General features: G+C 68.4%; 14 protein-coding genes. 8 read left to right on the top strand and 6 right to left on the bottom strand.

Annotated features, from left to right (window positions below; all coding sequences use genetic code 11):
- Positions 1-253 precede the first annotated feature (253 nt).
- The 4 genes from asd to leuC all read right to left on the bottom strand — a co-directional run bounded on the left by asd (position 254) and on the right by leuC (position 4,868).
- Positions 254-1,366 (bottom strand): aspartate-semialdehyde dehydrogenase, encoded by a 1,113-nt coding sequence (gene asd / locus DER72_RS15315; protein ID WP_110070805.1) that lies wholly within the window; start codon positions 1,364-1,366, stop codon positions 254-256.
- 116 nt (positions 1,367-1,482) lie between these two features.
- Positions 1,483-2,562, bottom strand: a complete 1,080-nt coding sequence (gene leuB / locus DER72_RS15320; RefSeq protein WP_110070806.1) for a 3-isopropylmalate dehydrogenase — start codon at positions 2,560-2,562, stop codon at positions 1,483-1,485.
- Positions 2,563-2,760: 198 nt separating this feature from the next.
- Positions 2,761-3,414 carry a 3-isopropylmalate dehydratase small subunit gene (leuD, locus tag DER72_RS15325; RefSeq protein ID WP_110070807.1) on the bottom strand — a complete coding sequence of 218 codons (654 nt, stop codon included), beginning with the start codon at positions 3,412-3,414 and terminating at the stop codon, positions 2,761-2,763.
- 2 nt (positions 3,415-3,416) lie between these two features.
- Positions 3,417-4,868 carry a 3-isopropylmalate dehydratase large subunit gene (leuC, locus tag DER72_RS15330; RefSeq protein WP_110070808.1) on the bottom strand — a complete coding sequence of 484 codons (1,452 nt, stop codon included), beginning with the start codon at positions 4,866-4,868 and terminating at the stop codon, positions 3,417-3,419.
- A 314-nt stretch (positions 4,869-5,182) separates the two neighbouring features.
- On the opposite strand from leuC, the gene DER72_RS15335 reads away from it, so the two are divergent.
- Complete coding sequence (locus tag DER72_RS15335; protein ID WP_110070809.1) at positions 5,183-6,088, top strand: LysR family transcriptional regulator; 906 nt, start codon at positions 5,183-5,185, stop codon at positions 6,086-6,088.
- Between the two features lie 31 nt (positions 6,089-6,119).
- Positions 6,120-7,442, top strand: coding sequence for a hypothetical protein (locus tag DER72_RS15340; protein WP_240407744.1), 1,323 nt, complete (start codon positions 6,120-6,122; stop codon positions 7,440-7,442).
- Positions 7,443-7,445: 3 nt separating this feature from the next.
- Here DER72_RS15340 and DER72_RS15345 read toward each other — a convergent pair whose 3' ends face one another.
- Positions 7,446-7,961, bottom strand: coding sequence for a zinc ribbon-containing protein (locus DER72_RS15345; RefSeq protein WP_110070810.1), 516 nt, complete (start codon positions 7,959-7,961; stop codon positions 7,446-7,448).
- A gap of 208 nt (positions 7,962-8,169) precedes the next feature.
- On the opposite strand from DER72_RS15345, the gene leuS reads away from it, so the two are divergent.
- The 6 genes from leuS to DER72_RS15375 all read left to right on the top strand — a co-directional run bounded on the left by leuS (position 8,170) and on the right by DER72_RS15375 (position 14,610).
- Positions 8,170-10,767 (top strand): leucine--tRNA ligase, encoded by a 2,598-nt coding sequence (gene leuS, locus DER72_RS15350; protein WP_110070811.1) that lies wholly within the window; start codon positions 8,170-8,172, stop codon positions 10,765-10,767.
- 24 nt (positions 10,768-10,791) lie between these two features.
- On the top strand, positions 10,792-11,280 hold the full coding sequence (lptE, locus tag DER72_RS15355; protein ID WP_110070812.1) for an LPS assembly lipoprotein LptE: 489 nt from the start codon (positions 10,792-10,794) through the stop codon (positions 11,278-11,280).
- A 287-nt stretch (positions 11,281-11,567) separates the two neighbouring features.
- Entirely contained in the window at positions 11,568-12,626 is a 1,059-nt protein-coding gene (gene holA, locus DER72_RS15360; RefSeq protein ID WP_110070813.1) for a DNA polymerase III subunit delta, read from the top strand.
- 157 nt (positions 12,627-12,783) lie between these two features.
- Positions 12,784-13,179, top strand: a complete 396-nt coding sequence (locus tag DER72_RS15365) for a PA2779 family protein (RefSeq protein ID WP_110070818.1) — start codon at positions 12,784-12,786, stop codon at positions 13,177-13,179.
- Positions 13,180-13,189: 10 nt separating this feature from the next.
- Positions 13,190-14,182 (top strand): PA2778 family cysteine peptidase, encoded by a 993-nt coding sequence (locus tag DER72_RS15370; RefSeq protein ID WP_110070814.1) that lies wholly within the window; start codon positions 13,190-13,192, stop codon positions 14,180-14,182.
- A 2-nt stretch (positions 14,183-14,184) separates the two neighbouring features.
- Positions 14,185-14,610: a DUF488 domain-containing protein gene (locus DER72_RS15375; RefSeq protein WP_110070815.1), complete on the top strand. Its 426-nt coding sequence runs from the start codon at positions 14,185-14,187 to the stop codon at positions 14,608-14,610.
- Positions 14,611-14,687: 77 nt separating this feature from the next.
- On the opposite strand, the gene sthA is transcribed toward DER72_RS15375, so the two are convergent.
- Positions 14,688-16,079 (bottom strand): Si-specific NAD(P)(+) transhydrogenase, encoded by a 1,392-nt coding sequence (sthA, locus tag DER72_RS15380; protein WP_110070816.1) that lies wholly within the window; start codon positions 16,077-16,079, stop codon positions 14,688-14,690.
- Positions 16,080-16,251 lie beyond the last annotated feature (172 nt).

Consider the following 16,251-nt stretch of genomic DNA (forward strand, 5'->3'; position numbering starts at 1 on the left):
CTCCCTCTTGCCCTCCCGGGTGGGGCCAAGCCCCCCGCCCCCCCGGCGCCCCGCCCGGGGGGATATGGGGCGCCGGGGGGGGGTCCTGCCCGGGCCCCACCCCTCCACCGAACGCCATCGCCCCCCGCCGCGGGAACCACCCCCCCACCCCCCCCCCCCCCCACCCCCCCCACAGCAAGGGGGGGCGCCACCGAAGGGGGCGCCCCGCTGTCACTGGCCCCGCGGCAGACTGCCGCGGGGAGCCTGGCGACGCTTACTGCTCGCGCAGGATCTTGAGCATGCGCTTGAGCGGCTCGGCGGCACCCCACAGCAGCTGGTCGCCGACGCTGAAGGCGGAAAGATACTCGCCGCCCATGGCCAGCTTGCGCAGGCGGCCCACCGGAATGGTGAGGGTGCCGGTGGCGGCGGCCGGGGTCAGATCGCGGATGGTGGCCTCCTTGTCGTTCGGTACCACCTTGACCCAGTCGTTGTGCCGGGCGATGCGCTCCTCGATCTCGTCGAGGGGCACGTTCTTCTTCAGCTTGATGGTGAAGGCCTGGCTGTGGGAGCGCATGGCGCCGATGCGCACGCAGAGCCCGTCGATGGGGATGGGATTCGCCTGGAGGCCGAGGATCTTGTTGGTCTCGACGCTGCCCTTCCACTCCTCGCGGCTCTGGCCGCTGTCGAGCTTGGTGTCGATCCACGGCAGCAGGCTGCCGGCCAGCGGGGCGGTGAAGTTCTCGGTGGGGAACGCGGCCGAGCGCATGGTCTCGGTGACCTTGCGGTCGATGTCGAGGATGGCGCTCGCCGGGTCGGCAAGCTCGTCGGCCACACTGTCGCGCAGGGCGCCCATCTGGCTGAGCAGCTCGCGCATGTGCTTGGCGCCGGAACCGGAGGCGGCCTGGTAGGTCATGGAGGTCATCCACTCCACCAGGTCGGCCTCGAACAGGCCACCGAGACCCATCAGCATCAGGCTGACGGTGCAGTTGCCGCCGACGAAGGTACGGGCGCCGCGGGAAAGCTGGGCATCGATGACGTGGCGGTTGACAGGGTCGAGGATGATGGTGGCCTCATCCTCCATGCGCAGGGTGCTGGCGGCGTCGATCCAGTAGCCCTTCCAGCCGCCGCTGCGCAGGTCACCATAGACGGCCTTGGTGTAGTCGCCGCCCTGGCAGGTGATGATGACGTCCAGCGCCTTGAGCGCGTCGAGGTCGAAGGCATCCTTCAGCGGAGGCACGTCCACGCCGACGTCGGGGCCGGCCTGGCCGACCTGGGAAGTGGTGAAGAAGACCGGCTCGATGCCGTTGAAGTCACCCTCTTCCACCATGCGCTGCATGAGCACGGAACCGACCATGCCGCGCCAACCGACGAAACCGACTTTCAACATGTGAAGTCCTCCAGTAATCGAATGTGGGTCAACATTATACAGAAACCGGGCCCGCCTCGCAGGCGGGCCCGGAACGCCCTGATTCAACAGCAGATTCTGACAATGGCTCGGCGCGCTTAGAGCGCCTCGAAGGCGGCCAGCACGGCGTCGCCCATCTCGGCGGTGGAGACGGTGCGGGTGCCCTCGGAGGCAATATCCGCGGTTCTCAGCCCGTCGTCCAGCACCTTGCCCACGGCGTCCTCGATGCGGCTTGCCAGCGCCGGCTCATCCAGGGAGTAGCGCAGCATCATGGCCACCGAGAGGATGGTAGCAAGCGGGTTGGCGATGCCCTTGCCGGCGATGTCCGGGGCGCTGCCGTGGCAGGGCTCGTACATGCCCTGGCCGCTCTCGTTGAGCGAGGCGGAGGGCAGCATGCCGATAGAGCCGGTGAGCATGGCGGCGGCATCCGACAGGATGTCGCCGAACATGTTGCCGGTGACCATGACGTCGAACTGCTTGGGCGCACGCACCAGCTGCATGGCGGCGTTGTCGACGTACATGTGGGAGAGCTCGACGTCCGGGTACTCCGGCGCCAGTCGCTCCATCACCTCCCGCCACAGGATGGTGACCTCGAGCACGTTGGCCTTGTCCACGGAGCAGAGCTTCTTGCCGCGCTTGCTTGCCATCTCGAAGGCGACACGGCCGATGCGCTCGATCTCGCTCTCGGAGTAGACGTAGGTGTTGAAGCCGACCCGCTCGCCGCCCCGCTCCTCGATGCCGCGGGGCTGGCCGAAGTAGATGCCGCCGGTGAGCTCGCGCACGATCATAATGTCGAGACCGGCCACCAGCTCGGGCTTGAGGCTGGAGGCGGAGGCCAGCTGCGGGTAGGTGATCGCCGGGCGCAGGTTGCCGAACAGGCCGAGGTTCTTGCGCAAGCCGAGCAGCCCCTTCTCGGGACGTTTGGAGAGGTCCTCAAGCTTGTCCCACTTGGGGCCACCCACGGCGCCGAGCAGGATGGCGCGGGCGGCCTTGGCCTTCTCGAGCGTCTCGGCGGGCAGCGGCTCGCCGTGCACGTCGTAGGCACTGCCGCCGACCAGGGCCTCTTCCACTTCCACGTCCAGACCGCGGGCCTGGCAGGCAGCCAGGATGCGGCTCGCCTGGGCGGTGATCTCGGGGCCGATGCCGTCACCCGGCAGTACTAAAATCTTGCGTGTCATCGTTGCTTCCTTGGTTGACTACGCCGTCGCAAGCGGGGCGCCGGGGGCAGGCCGGAGAGGAGGTCTTTTGCCATGGATGGCAAAAGTAGCGCCCAAGGACGGGTTCACAGCGCCTCCTCGCAGGCCTGCCGCCGGATCAGCCCCGCGGGGTGATGGGGATCGGCCCCGCACCAGCGACAGATGCAAAGTTAAGAGCGTTCAGACCTGAGCGGTATCGCGGAACAGCCACGGCCGGGCCTGGCGATGCCTCTTCTCGAAGGCGCGGATGGCGTCCTCGTCCTGCAGGGTGATGCCGATGTCATCGAGGCCGTTGAGCAGGCAGTGCTTACGGAAGGCATCCACCTCGAACTCGATGATCTCGCCGGAGGGCGTGGTGATCCGCTGGCTCTCGAGATCCACCTCGAGCGCGTAGCCTTCGCTGGCCGCCACCTCCCGGAACAGCTGGTCGACGACCTCCTCGGAGAGGGTGACCAGCAGCAGGCCGTTCTTGAAGGCGTTGTTGTAGAAGATATCGGCGAAGCTCGGGGCGATCACCACCCGGAAGCCGAAGTCCTCCAGCGCCCAGGGGGCGTGCTCCCGGGAGCTGCCACAGCCGAAGTTGCGACGGGCGAGCAACACGCTGGCGCCCTGGTAGCGCGGCTGGTTGAGGACGAAGTCGGGGTTCAGCGGCCGCTTGGAGCAGTCCTGGCCCGGGTAGCCCTCGTCCAGATAGCGCAGCTCGTCGAAGAGGTTGACGCCGAAGCCGGTGCGCTTGATCGACTTCAGGAACTGCTTGGGAATGATCAGGTCGGTGTCGACGTTGGCCCGGTCGAGGGGAGCGACGAGGCCGTCGATGCGTTCGAACTTCTTCATGGTCAGGCCTCCTGCGCCTGGGCGTCGTCGTTGGCAGCCAGCTGGCGGACATCCACGAAGTGGCCGGCGATGGCGGCGGCGGCAGCCATCGCCGGGCTCACCAGGTGGGTGCGACCGCCGTAGCCCTGGCGACCCTCGAAGTTACGGTTGGAGGTGGACGCGCAGTGCTCGCCGGCGCCGAGCTTGTCGGCGTTCATGGCCAGGCACATGGAGCAGCCCGGCTCGCGCCACTCGAAGCCCGCCTCGATGAACACCTTGTCGAGCCCCTCGGCCTCGGCCTGGCGCTTCACGAGGCCCGAGCCCGGTACCACCATGGCGAGCTTGATGGTGTCGGCGACCTTGCGGCCGCGGGCCACCTTGGCCGCCTCGCGCAGGTCCTCGATGCGCGAGTTGGTGCAGGAGCCGATGAACACCTTGTCGAGGCGGATATCGGTGATCTTCTGCTTCGGGGCGAGGCCCATGTACTCGAGGGCACGAGTGTAGCCGCTGCGCAGCGTCTCGTCGGCCTGCTCGGCCGGGTCCGGCACCTCGCCGGAGACGCCGGTGACCATCTCGGGGCTGGTACCCCAGGAGACCTGCGGCTCGATGGCGGCGGCATCGAGCACCACCACCTTATCGAACTCGGCGTCCGCGTCGGAGACCAGCTCGCGCCAGTCGGCCACGGCGGCCTGCCACTGCTCGCCCGACGGGGCGAAGGGACGGCCCGCGAGGTACTCGATGGTGGTGTCGTCCACGGCGATCAGGCCGACCCGGGCACCGGCCTCGATGGCCATGTTGCAGACGGTCATGCGCCCTTCCATGGAGAGGCTCTGGATGGCGCTGCCGGCGAACTCGATGGCGTAGCCGGTGCCGCCGGCGGTGCCGATCTCGCCGATGATGGCCAGCACCACGTCCTTGGCGGTGACGCCGGTGCCAAGCTCACCCTCGACGCGCACCTGCATGTTCTTCATCTTCTGGGCCAGCAGGCACTGCGTGGCCAGCACGTGCTCCACCTCGGAGGTGCCGATACCGTGGGCCAGGGCCGCAAAGGCGCCGTGGGTGGCGGTATGGGAGTCGCCGCAGACCACGGTCATGCCCGGCAGGGTGGCGCCCTGCTCCGGGCCCACCACGTGGACGATGCCCTGGCGCGGGTCGTTGATCTTGAACTCCTCGATGCCGAACTCGATGCAGTTGTCATCGAGGGTCTGCACCTGGATCAGCGACACCGGGTCCTTGATCCCGGCGTTGCCCTCGGCGCGCTCCTTCACGGTGGTGGGCACGTTGTGGTCCGGCGTCGCCAGGTTGGCGTCGAGGCGCCACGGCTTGCGGCCCGCCAGGCGCAAGCCCTCGAAGGCCTGGGGCGAGGTCACCTCATGGAGCAGCTGGCGGTCGATGTAGATCAGCGCGGTGCCGTCATCGCGCTCCTTGACGAGGTGCTGTGACCACAGCTTGTCATAGAGAGTCTGGCCTGCCATTTCGTTTCTCCCGGGCGGTTGCGCCCTGTGCTCTGTCTGGTCGATCGTAGAGGCCCCTTGAGGCACCTCCAGGGGCGGCTTTTCCGGCGACAGGCCTGTTCGGGGGCGCTGTGAATACTTCCCTGTACGCTACTTTTTCCTTCCCTGGAAAAAGACCCCCTTCAGACCTGCCCCCGGCGCCGCTCAGCGCCTGCAATGAAAATCAGCCTTGGCTGCTCGATGCCTTGACGCCAGTTTCCTGCCCCTCGCACATAAAATCAATTCATGTTATTTATGGATTGCATTCCTTATGGGAATAGCAAAATGGAGGCACCATGGATACCCAGAGCCTGCAGGCCTTCCTGGCGGTGGCCGAGAGCGGCAGCTTCTCTCGCGCGGCGGAGCAGCTGCACCTGACCCAGCCGGCGGTGAGCAAGCGTATCGCCGTGCTCGAGGCCCAGCTCAACGCGCGGCTGTTTGATCGCATCGGCCGGCGGGTCGCCCTGACCGAGGCCGGTCGCGTGTTGCTGCCCCGGGCGAGGCAGATCCTGGTGATGATGGACGACAGCCGCCGGGCGCTGGGCAACCTCGAGGGCAGCGTGGCCGGCAGCCTGACGCTCGCCACCAGCCACCATATCGGCCTGCATCGCCTGCCGCCGCTGCTCAAGGCCTATACCCGAGCCCACCCCGAGGTGCGTCTGGATCTGCACTTTCTCGACTCCGAGGAGGCCTATCAGGGAGTGCTGGACGGCGCCCTGGAGATCGCCGTGGTGACCCTGGCGCCCCACCCCGACCCGCTGCTCGAGGTGGTCCCGGTGTGGGTCGACCGGCTCTGCTTCGTCTGCGCCCACGACCACCCGCTGGCCAGACGCAGGCGGGTGGCGCTCGCCGAGCTGTGCGAGCACGATGCCGTGTTGCCCGGGCCCCTGACCTTCACCCGCGGGCTGATCGAGTCACGTTTCGCCGCGGCGGGGCTGCGCCTGCCGGTGGCGCTCTCCACCAACTATCTGGAGACGCTGAAGATGATGACCGCCATCGGCCTGGGCTGGAGCCTGCTGCCGGAGCGACTGGTAGCCGGCGAGCTTCACGAGCTGGACATCGACTGCCCGCCGATCCATCGCCCGCTGGGCTACCTCGTGCACCGCAGCCGCACCCTCTCCAACGCGGCACGGGCGATGCTCGAGGCGCTGGAGGCGGCGCGCGAGCCGGCGGCGAAGACGTCCCCGGGAGAAGTTGGTTAGACTGCTTATTTCCCCATCAGGAGACCGCCCCTTGTCCCCTGCCCCGCCCACCTCGCTTCGCCACGCTATCGCCGGCGGCCTGATCCTCACTGGGCTCGCCCTGCAGGTGCTGCGCCTGGCCGGGCTGCCGATCGCCCTGCCGGCGGTGAGCTACGCCTTCTGGCTCGCCGTGGTGCTGCTGTGGCCGGACCTCAAGCGGGGCAATCGCCGCCAGGCCGGCATCCTGGCCGGGCTCGGCATGGCCCTGGCACTGGTCGCGGCGCTCTTCCACGGCGCCGAGATCGCCTGGCACCGGCTGCTGGACGGAAACAGCTATGTGGTGGCGATGCTGGTGGGGGTGAGCTTCATCACGCTGATCGGCACCCGCCAGGGGCACAAGGCCCCGCCCGGCAGCGCCGTGACCGGGGCGCGCGGCACCGCCGGCACCTGGCTTGGGGTCCACCTGCTCGGCGCGGTGCTGAACCTCTCGACGGTGTTCATGGTAGGCGACCGGCTGCGGCGCCACGGCGAGCTCACACTCCCGCAGCTGCTGGCCCTCAACCGTGGACTCTCCAGCGCCGCGCTCTGGTCACCCTTCTTCGCCTCCATGGGGGTGGTGATGACCCTGGCGCCGGAGATGCGCTTCACGTCGATCCTGGCACTCGGCCTGCCCCTGGGGATGCTGGCCGGCACCCTCTCGCTGCTCGACCTGTCGCGGCGCTTCGATCTCACCGAGGTGGCGGGCTACTCGCTCTCGCCGCGCAGCCTGCTGATGCCGGTGGGGATGGCCGCCCTGGTACTGCTGTTCCACTACGTCCTGACGCCCGCGCTCTCCATCGTCAGCATCATCACCTTCTTGCTGCCGGCGGTGGCGCTGCTGGCCAACCTGCCACGAGGCCCGCGCTGGACCCTGCGCCGGGTACGCAGCCATACGCTGGAACGGCTGCCGGCCATGCGCGGGGAGATCGCGCTCTTCCTGTGTGCGGGCCTCCTGACCCAGGGGCTCTCGGCCTTCATCGGCGCGCTCACCGGCAGCCAGTGGACGCTCTTCGCCCACTTCGGCGCGCCCCAGGCGGTGGCCAGCTTCCTGGCCATCGTGGCCAGCGCCGTGGCGGGGCTTCACCCGATCATCGGCGTCTCGGTGCTGGCCTCGATGCTGGAACTGGAAGGGAGCCGCCAGACGCTGTTCGCCTTCGTGGCACTGGCCTCCTGGGCAGTGGGCACCAGCGTCGGCCCGCTCTCCGGCATCAACCTCTCGCTGCAGGGGCGCTACGGGGTGAGCGGCGGCGTGATGATGCGCCACAACCTCGGCTACGCCGCCGCCCTCTCCGCGCTGGTGGTGGGCGCCATCGTCCTGCTCGACGCCTGGCTGTAACCGCTACTTCGATACCCGCTTGAAGTAGCGATGGCCGCAGCGGTGGCAGGGCTCGATCAGGGTCATCTCGGGCAGGTCCACCTCGGCGTCGCAGTGCACGCAGGCCATGCGGCCGGGAACGGCCATCTCGCCCTCGCAGTAGTCGGCCTGGGCGGCCTCCAGATCCTCCGCCAGGCGTTCACGGTCGACCACGCTGCGGTCGGCGATGGAGAGCAGCGACTCGCTCACCTTGCGCGACAGCGCGGAGAGGTCGATGCCGAGCCAGGCGGCGACGCTCTCGCCGCCAGCGCTCAGGTAGCGGCGCATGTCCTTGAGGTCGCGCTCCACCCAGGCGCGAAGCAGGGCCAGCTCGTCCTTGGTGAACTCCTCGAGTTCGGCCTCGAACTCCACGGCCTCATCTAGCTCCTTCTGCAGGTTCTCCCAGGTGAGCTCGTGGGCCCCCTCCTGCAGGCGCTCGAGCATGCGCTCATAGCCTTGACGCAGGCGATGGTCCCGGGAATGTTTCTGCTGCTCGCTCATGGTGCGCTCCTTCCTGCGGTGAGCCGGCCGGGCCGGGCATAGCCGGGCCGGGCCGTGCTGGGGTATCCTTGCCTACCATTTAGACGACTTCCCGCCGGCAGTTCAACGTCTTGTCGCCCTCCTGGCCCCAGGACATGACGCCGGACAAGCCACGACCGCGCGTCGTCACCGGCCGGCGCGCCGACTTGCAAGGTATCCGAAGACAGCGATGGACGCACAGTACAAGCCCCAAGAGATCGAACGCGACGCCCAGCAGTTCTGGGAGAAGCACCAGTGCTTCAAGGCGGTGGAAGACGCCAGCCGCGAGAAGTTCTACTGCCTGTCGATGTTCCCCTACCCCAGCGGCAAGCTGCACATGGGGCATGTGCGCAACTACACCATCGGCGACGTGGTCTCCCGCTACCAGCGCATGCAGGGCAAGAACGTGCTGCAGCCCATGGGCTGGGACGCTTTCGGCATGCCCGCCGAGAATGCCGCCATCCAGAACCAGGTTCCCCCGGCCAAGTGGACCTACGAGAACATCGACTACATGCGTGCACAGCTCCAGGCGCTGGGGTTCGCCTACGACTGGAGCCGCGAGTTCGCCACCTGCGACGTGAGCTACTACCGCTGGGAGCAGTGGTTCTTCGCCAAGCTGGTGGAGAAGGGGCTGGTCTACAAGAAGATGTCCACGGTGAACTGGGATCCGGTGGACCAGACGGTGCTGGCCAACGAGCAGGTGATCGACGGCCGCGGCTGGCGCTCCGGCGCCCTGGTGGAGCGCAAGGAGATCCCGCTGTGGTTCCTGCGCATCACCGACTACGCCGAGGAGCTGCTGGCCGACCTGGACACCATCGAATGGCCCGAGCAGGTCAAGACCATGCAGCGCAACTGGATCGGCAAGTCGCGTGGCGTGGAGCTGACCTTCGACATCAAGGACGCCGACGGCGCCGCCGCCGAGCCGCTCTCGGTCTACACCACCCGCCCCGATACCCTGATGGGGGTCACCTACGTGGCGGTGGCCGCCGGCCATCCGCTGGCGAAGCAGGCCGCCGAAGGCAACCCAGCGCTGGCCGCCTTCTGCGAGGAGTGCGCCCGCGGCGGCACTTCCGAGGCGGAGCTCGCCACCCGCGAGAAGAAGGGCATGCCCACCGGCCATGTGGCGGTGCATCCGCTGACCGGGCGCGAGGTACCGGTCTTTGTCGCCAACTTCGTGCTGATGGAGTTCGGCACCGGCGCGGTGATGGCGGTGCCGGCCCACGACCAGCGCGACTGGGAGTTCGCCATCAAGTACGGCCTGCCCATCGAGCCGGTGATCGCCGACGCCAGCGGTAACGCCCCGGACCTCACCGAGGGCGCCTACGCGGAGTACGGCACCCTGATCCACTCCGGCGAGTTCGACGGCCTCGACTTCGAGGCGGCCTTCGACGCCATCGCGGCGAAGCTGGCCGAGCTCGGCCGCGGCGAGGTCAAGACTAACTACCGCCTGCGCGACTGGGGCGTGGCCCGTCAGCGCTACTGGGGCGCGCCGATCCCGGTGAAGTACGGCCCCGAGGGGCAGACCGTAGCGCTGACCGACGAGGAGCTACCGGTGGCGCTGCCGCTGGAGGTGACCGTCGATGCCTCCGGCTCACCCCTCAAGCGCATGCCGGCGTTCTATGACCTCGGCGACGGCTGGGTGCGCGAGACCGACACCTTCGACACCTTCATGGAGTCTTCCTGGTACTTCGCGCGCTTCTGCTGCGCCGACAACCAGGAGGCGATGCTCGACGAACGCGCCGACTACTGGCTGCCGGTGGACCTCTACATCGGCGGCATCGAGCACGCCATCCTGCACCTGCTCTATGCGCGCTTCTTCACCAAGCTGATGCGCGACCTGGGCCTGGTCAGCGTCGACGAGCCCTTCCAGCGCCTGCTCACCCAGGGCATGGTGATCGCCGAGACCTTCTACCGTGAGACCGAGAACGGCGGCAAGCAGTGGTTCAACCCCGCCGACGTCGAGGTCAAGCGTGACGACAAGGGACGCCCGGTTAGCGCCGTGCTGATCGCGGATGGCCAGCCGGTGGTGATGGGCGGTATCGAGAAGATGTCCAAGTCGAAGAACAACGGCGTCGACCCCCAGTCGATGATCGAGCGCTTCGGCGCCGACACCGTGCGCCTGTTCATGATGTTCGCCGCCCCCCCGGAGCAGTCCCTGGAGTGGTCCGACTCCGGTGTCGAGGGCGCCCACCGCTTCCTCAAGCGCCTATGGCGCCTGGTCTCCGACCACCTCGAGGCCGAGCGGCAGGCAGGCGGCGTGGTCGGCGGCATCGACCCGGCTGCCCTGAACGAGCCCCAGCGCGAGCTGCGCCGCAAGACCCACGAGACCATCGCCAAGGCCAGCGACGACATCGGCCGTCGCACCACCTTCAACACCGCCATCGCCGCGGTGATGGAGCTGACCAATGCCCTGGGCCGCTTCGACGATGCCTCGCCCCAGGGGTTGGCGGTGGCACGCGAGGCGGTGGAAGCCTGCGTGCTGCTGCTCGCCCCCATCGTGCCCCACGCCTGCCACGCCCTGTGGGCCGAGCTGGGCCACGCCGAGCCGGTGATCGACGCCACCTGGCCCCGGGTGGACGAGTCGGCACTCGCACGCGATACCATTGAGCTCGTGGTGCAGGTCAACGGCAAGCTGCGCGCCCGCATCGAGGTGCCCGCCAGCGCCGACAAGGCGGCCATGGAAGCCGAGGCCCTCGCCGCCGAGAACGTCCAGCGCCACACAGAGGGCAAGACGGTACGCAAGGTGATCGTGGTGCCCGGCAAGCTGGTCAATATCGTGGTGGGCTGAACGCCACACCAGAAGGAGTGATCCATGCAGCGACGCACCTTTCTCACCCTGGGCCTGGCCGGCGGCGCCGGCCTCGTGCTCGGCGGCTGCGGCTTCCGGCTGCGCGGCTTCGACGAGCCCACCGCGGTGACCAATGCTCTGGCGCTGGCCGGCCCCGACAGCGAGCTCTCGCAGCTCGCCCGGGAGCGGCTCGAGGCCACCGGCACCCGCGTGGATGATGGCGCCGACCGGGTGCTCACCCTCGGCCAGCCCGAGTTCCAGCGCCGCGGCCTCAGCGTCCTCGACTCGGGGCCCCGGGAGGAGGAGATGACCCTCACCGCCCCCTTCTCGGTGCAACGCGCAAGCGACGGCGCCTACCTGCTCGACCAGCAGCGCCTCGAGGTCACCACCCGCTACTCGGTGAGCGACGCCAACCTGCTGACCCAGGACGATCTGCGCGAGGAGGCCCGGCAGGAGCTGCGCGAGGCCGCCGTGCGCCAGCTGCTCGACCGCCTGCGCAGCCTGTCGCGCTAGCCCAGGTCGCCTGGCACCTGTGGGAGCTGGGCTCCGCCCGGCGAATGGCTGAATTGCCAAGGCTTGGGCCCACTGGTGGGAGCTGGGCTCCGCCCGGCGAATGGCGCCGCAGGCGCCCGGCGCTGTTATCTGCGTCTTGTTTGGCCTCAGCCTATTCGCCCCGCAAAGCGAGGCTCCCACCAGTAGCAACAGCCTCGGTGGTAGCTGGTTAACCACCAGAATGAACAACCCTCCATGGCCAGCAAGCAAGGCCACCAGAATGAACCGACCTCGGTAGAGGCTCCAACGTGAAAGTCTTCCCCGACAAGCTGGCCGATGCGCTGACGAAGAAGCTGCCGCCGGTGGTGATCGTCGCCGGCGAGGAGCCGCTTCAGCACATGGAGGCCTGCGACGCCGTGCGCGCCGCGGCCCGCGCCCGCGGCATCGAGGAGCGCGAGATCCTCCACGTGGAGGGCAACTTCGCCTGGGGGCGCCTGCACGAGGCCTCGGCCAGCCTGTCGCTGTTCGCCAGCGCCAAGCTGATCGAGCTGCGCCTGGCCGGAAACAACCTGGGCCAGGAGGGCGCCAAGGCGCTGAAGGCCTACGCCGAGGAGCTCAAGGGCAGCGACAACGTGCTGCTGCTGGCCATGGGCAAGCTCGACTTCCGCCAGCAGAAGAGCGCCTGGTTCCAGGCGCTCGACAAGGCCGGGCTCTTCGTGCCGGTGTGGCCGGTCGACCTCTCGCGGCTGGGCTTCTGGCTGCGCGACCGCGCCGCCCGATACGGCCTCAACCTCGACCTGGACGCCGCCCGCCTTCTCGGCGAGCGCACCGAGGGTAACCTGCTGGCCGCCGACCAGGAGCTGCAGAAGCTCGCCCTGATGCTGCCGCCGAACAGCCGCGTCTCGCCGCGAGACGTGGCCGGTGGCGTGGAGGACAGCAGCCGCTTCGATGTCTTCACCCTGATGGACGCCTGCCTCAAGGGCGAGCGGGCGAGGGTCTCGCGGATCATGGCCGGCCTGCGCGCCGAGGGGGTAGAGCCTCCCATCGTGCTCTGGGCCCTGACCCGGGAGCTGCGCACCCTGCTCTCGCTGCACCAGCACCTGGACCAGGGGCAGAGCTTCGAGCACGCCTGCAAGTCCCAGAAGCCCGCGATCTTCGAGAAGCGCCGCCCCGCCTACCAGCAGGCCATCTCGCGGCTGCCGGTGAAGCGGCTTCACAAGCTGCTGCTCTTCGCCCAGCGCCTCGACCTGGCCATCAAGGGCGCCTCCCCCCTGCCGGTGCAGGACGGCCTGCACGACCTGGCGCTGACCCTGGCCGGCGGCCGCGGCCTGCTGGCCGAGATGCCCTCCTCCTACCGGATCGCCTGAACGCACCGAGCGTTGACCGGCAAGGGTATGAAATTTCACACCATTTCATCCTATACTGTGCGGGTATCATCGTGACGCCACACTTGTTCGCCAGGAAGCGACGCGTGGATCATCAAGGAGCCGGAAGCCCACTCGAAGAAGAAGGAACACCGACATGATGAAGAAGATCTGCCGTTACCTGAGCCCGCTGCTGATCACCGCCCTGCTGCTGGGCAGCCTACCCGTGGCTGCCGCCCCGGCGCCCGCCGGCAGCGACCTGATCACCACCCAGGCGGCACTCAACGCCGAACATGGCCAGGCCGATCGGGAGCGGATCCACGAGATCCTCGCCCGTGACGACGTGCGCGACCAGCTGGTCGCTCAGGGCGTCGATCTGGCCGAGGTCGAGGCCCGCGTGGCGGCGCTCTCCGACGCCGAGGCCGCCCAGATGGCCGAGCAGCTCGAGCAGCTCCCGGCCGGTGCCAGCGTGGTCGGCGCCCTCTTTGCTGTCTTCGTGATCCTGCTGGTCACCGATATCCTCGGCCTGACCAACGTCTTCCCCTTCACCCGCTGAGGGGACTGCCATGATCGACTGCCTTATCCGGCAGCCGGCGGCAGCAACAGCCAGGAACGCCCGCCATGCGGGCGTTCTTGCGTTGGTGCTCTGCCTGCTGCTGCTGACCGGCTGCGCCACCACCCCGCGGCTTGCCGACAGTACCGAACAGGCCCTGCCCCGCCAGCTGCTGCTCGAGGAGGTGCCCTTCCACGCCCAGCGCGACTACCAGTGCGGCCCGGCCTCCCTGGCCATGGTGCTCAACGATGCCGGCGTCGACGTCGAGGTGGACACCCTGATTCCCCAGGTCTTCCTGCCCGGCCGCGAGGGCAGCGTGCAGCCGGAGATGCTGGCCACGGTGCGTCGCCACGGCCAGATCCCCTTCGTGATCGAGGGCCACCTGGATGCGCTGCTGCTGGAGCTCGCCGCCGGCCACCCGGTGGTAGTGATGCAGAACCTGGCGCTGCCCGCCTGGCCGATGTGGCACTATGCCGTGGCCATCGGCTTCGACCTCGAGCGCAACGAACTGATCCTGCACAGCGGCGAGGAGCCCAGACGCATCGAGTCCTTCCGGCGCTTCGATGCCACCTGGGCGCGCAGCGACCGCTGGGCCTTCGTGGCCCTCCCTCCGGGGGAGCTGCCGGCCGGGGTGAGACCCCATCGCGCCATGGAGGCGATCAGCGCCTTCGAAGGGGTTCAGGGCGCCGAGACCGCCCTGCCGGCCTGGGAGGCGCTGGCCGAGCGCTTCGCGGACAGTGGCCTGGTGCACTTCGGCCTGGGCAACGCCCGCCACGCCACCGGAGACGCCCCGGGTGCCATCGACGCCTTCGCGCAGGCGGTGGCGGCCGAGCCGGGGCTCGCCGTGGCCTGGCTCAACCTCGGCCTCGCCCGGCGCGGTCAAGGGGACGCGGCAGGCGCCCGGGAGGCCCTGGAGCAGGCCGCCGCCCTGCCCGGCCACTGGCAGCCCCATGCCCGCGAGGCCCTGGCGAGTCTGGAGGCCCTGGCGAGTCTGAAGGAGAGATAACCGTGGCCCATGACATCGCACTCAAGCGCCTCTACCAGCCCGCCCAGCCTGAGGACGGGGCCCGGGTGTTGGTGGACCGGCTGTGGCCGAGAGGCCAGCCCCGCGAGGCGCTGGCGTTGACCGACTGGTACCGGGACGCCTCGCCCAGCCCCACCCTGCGTCGTCAGTACCACCAGCAGGAGATCAGCCACTTCGTGTTCGCGGCCCGCTATCGCGGCGAACTGCGCGATCACCCGGAGCGCCTGGTACCCCTGATGCGCCACGCCCGGCGTGGGCGCCTCACCCTGCTCACCGCCGCACGCAATATCGAGGCATCGCATCTGCCGGAGCTGCGCGAGGCGCTGCTCAAGGCGCTGCGCGACGAGGATGCCGCCGACCGCGAGCCCGCCTCGCCTCCCTGCTACGCCCAGGAGCACAAGGACCTCTGACCGACGCACACGGAAACACTGCGCTCCCGCGGTTGGCTCACCGCCGCGGGGGGCGTTGATCAGCGCATCGGGCCTGGCTAGAAGACCCGGTTCATCCCGTTCATGGCCGCCACCCGGTAGGCCTCGGCCATGGTGGGGTAGTTGAAGGTGGTGTTGACGAAGTACTTGAGGCTGTTGGCCTCGCCCTTCTGCTGCATGATCGCCTGGCCGATATGGACGATCTCCGAGGCCTGGTCGCCGAAGCAGTGGATGCCGTAGATCTCCAGGGTGTCCTGGTCGAACAGGATCTTGAGCATGCCCACGGTATCGCCGGTGATCTGGGCGCGGGCGGTGTCCTTGAAGAAGGCCTGGGCGACCTCGTAGGGCACTTTCGCTTCGGTGAGCTCGCGCTCGTTGCGTCCGAACGAGCTGATCTCGGGAATGGTGTAGATGCCGGTGGGCACCTCGGTGACGTAGCGGAAGTCGTCGCCGAGGAGCTCGCTGGAGGCGTTGAGCCCCTGGTCGTAGGCGGCGCTCGCCAGGCTCGGCCAGCCGATCACGTCACCGGCGGCATAGATGTGGGGGATGGCGGTGCGGTAGTGCTCGTCCACCGCCAGCTGGCCCCGGGAGTTGGCCTCCAGCCCGATGTTCTCGAGACCCAGCTGGTCGGTGTTGCCGGTGCGCCCATTGGCCCACAGGAAGGCATCGGCCCGCAGCCGCTTGCCGGATTTCAGGTGCACCGTCACGCCGGACTCGTCACCCTCGACGCGGTCATACTCCTCGTTGTGGCGAATCAGCACCCCGTGCTTGCGCAGGTGGTAGGAGAGCGCGTCACTGATCTCGTCATCCAGGAAGGAGAGCAGGCTGTCACGGTTGTTGATCAGGTCCACCTTGACGCCGAGACCGGAGAAGATCGAGGCGTACTCGCAGCCGATGACCCCGGCGCCGAAGATGATCAAGGTACGCGGCGTGTGCGACAGGCTCAGGATGCTGTCCGAGCAGTAGATCCGCGGGTGGCGGAAGTTGATGTCTGCCGGGCGATAGGGGCGTGAGCCAGTGGCGATGATGATCTTCTCGGCCACCAGCTCGTCCATGCCTTCGTGCTCGTCGCGCACCAGCACGGCGTGCTCGTCCTTGAAGCGCGCCACGCCGCTGAACAGGTCGATGCGGTTGCGGGCGTAGAAGTTGGTGCGCATCACCACCTGCTGGTCGATGGTGGCCCGGGTGCGCTCCATGACCTTGGGGAAGGAGAACCAGCGCGGCTCGCCGATATCGCGGAACATGCGGTTGGTGTTGAACTGCATGATCTGCTTGACCTGGTGGCGCAGCGCCTTGGAGGGAATCGTGCCCCAGTGGGTGCAGTTGCCCCCCACCAGCGGCTGCTTCTCGACCACCGCCACGCGCTTGCCGTGCTTGGCGGCGTTGATGGCGGCGCTCTCCCCCGCCGGGCCGGTACCGATCACCACCACGTCGTAGTTATGGACTGCCATTGGCCGTTCGATCTCCTTGCGGTTAGCGCCAGGGGACAGACCCCCATGTCGAGTCATTGAGGATTGGTTGCTGCCAGTTGACGTCCTCCCCTCCCTCAGCTGCTTAGGCAGCTGCCGCCAACGGCGGAAAGGAAGGGGATTCCTACGGCGCTCAGGCACGGCATTGAGCCAT

This window comes from Halomonas sp. A11-A (assembly GCF_003182195.1).
Classification (GTDB): Bacteria; Pseudomonadota; Gammaproteobacteria; order Pseudomonadales; family Halomonadaceae; genus Halomonas; species Halomonas alkalicola.

Bases quoted from the DNA above. Each gene is read 5' to 3' on its own strand.
- asd (WP_110070805.1), bottom strand. From the start codon at position 1,366: ATGTTGAAAGTCGGTTTCGTCGGTTGGCGCGGCATGGTCGGTTCCGTG.
- leuB (WP_110070806.1), bottom strand. From the start codon at position 2,562: ATGACACGCAAGATTTTAGTACTGCCGGGTGACGGCATCGGCCCCGAG.
- leuD (WP_110070807.1), bottom strand. From the start codon at position 3,414: ATGAAGAAGTTCGAACGCATCGACGGCCTCGTCGCTCCCCTCGACCGG.
- leuC (WP_110070808.1), bottom strand. From the start codon at position 4,868: ATGGCAGGCCAGACTCTCTATGACAAGCTGTGGTCACAGCACCTCGTC.
- DER72_RS15335 (WP_110070809.1), top strand. From the start codon at position 5,183: ATGGATACCCAGAGCCTGCAGGCCTTCCTGGCGGTGGCCGAGAGCGGC.
- DER72_RS15345 (WP_110070810.1), bottom strand. From the start codon at position 7,961: ATGAGCGAGCAGCAGAAACATTCCCGGGACCATCGCCTGCGTCAAGGC.
- leuS (WP_110070811.1), top strand. From the start codon at position 8,170: ATGGACGCACAGTACAAGCCCCAAGAGATCGAACGCGACGCCCAGCAG.
- lptE (WP_110070812.1), top strand. From the start codon at position 10,792: ATGCAGCGACGCACCTTTCTCACCCTGGGCCTGGCCGGCGGCGCCGGC.
- DER72_RS15365 (WP_110070818.1), top strand. From the start codon at position 12,784: ATGAAGAAGATCTGCCGTTACCTGAGCCCGCTGCTGATCACCGCCCTG.
- DER72_RS15370 (WP_110070814.1), top strand. From the start codon at position 13,190: ATGATCGACTGCCTTATCCGGCAGCCGGCGGCAGCAACAGCCAGGAAC.
- sthA (WP_110070816.1), bottom strand. From the start codon at position 16,079: ATGGCAGTCCATAACTACGACGTGGTGGTGATCGGTACCGGCCCGGCG.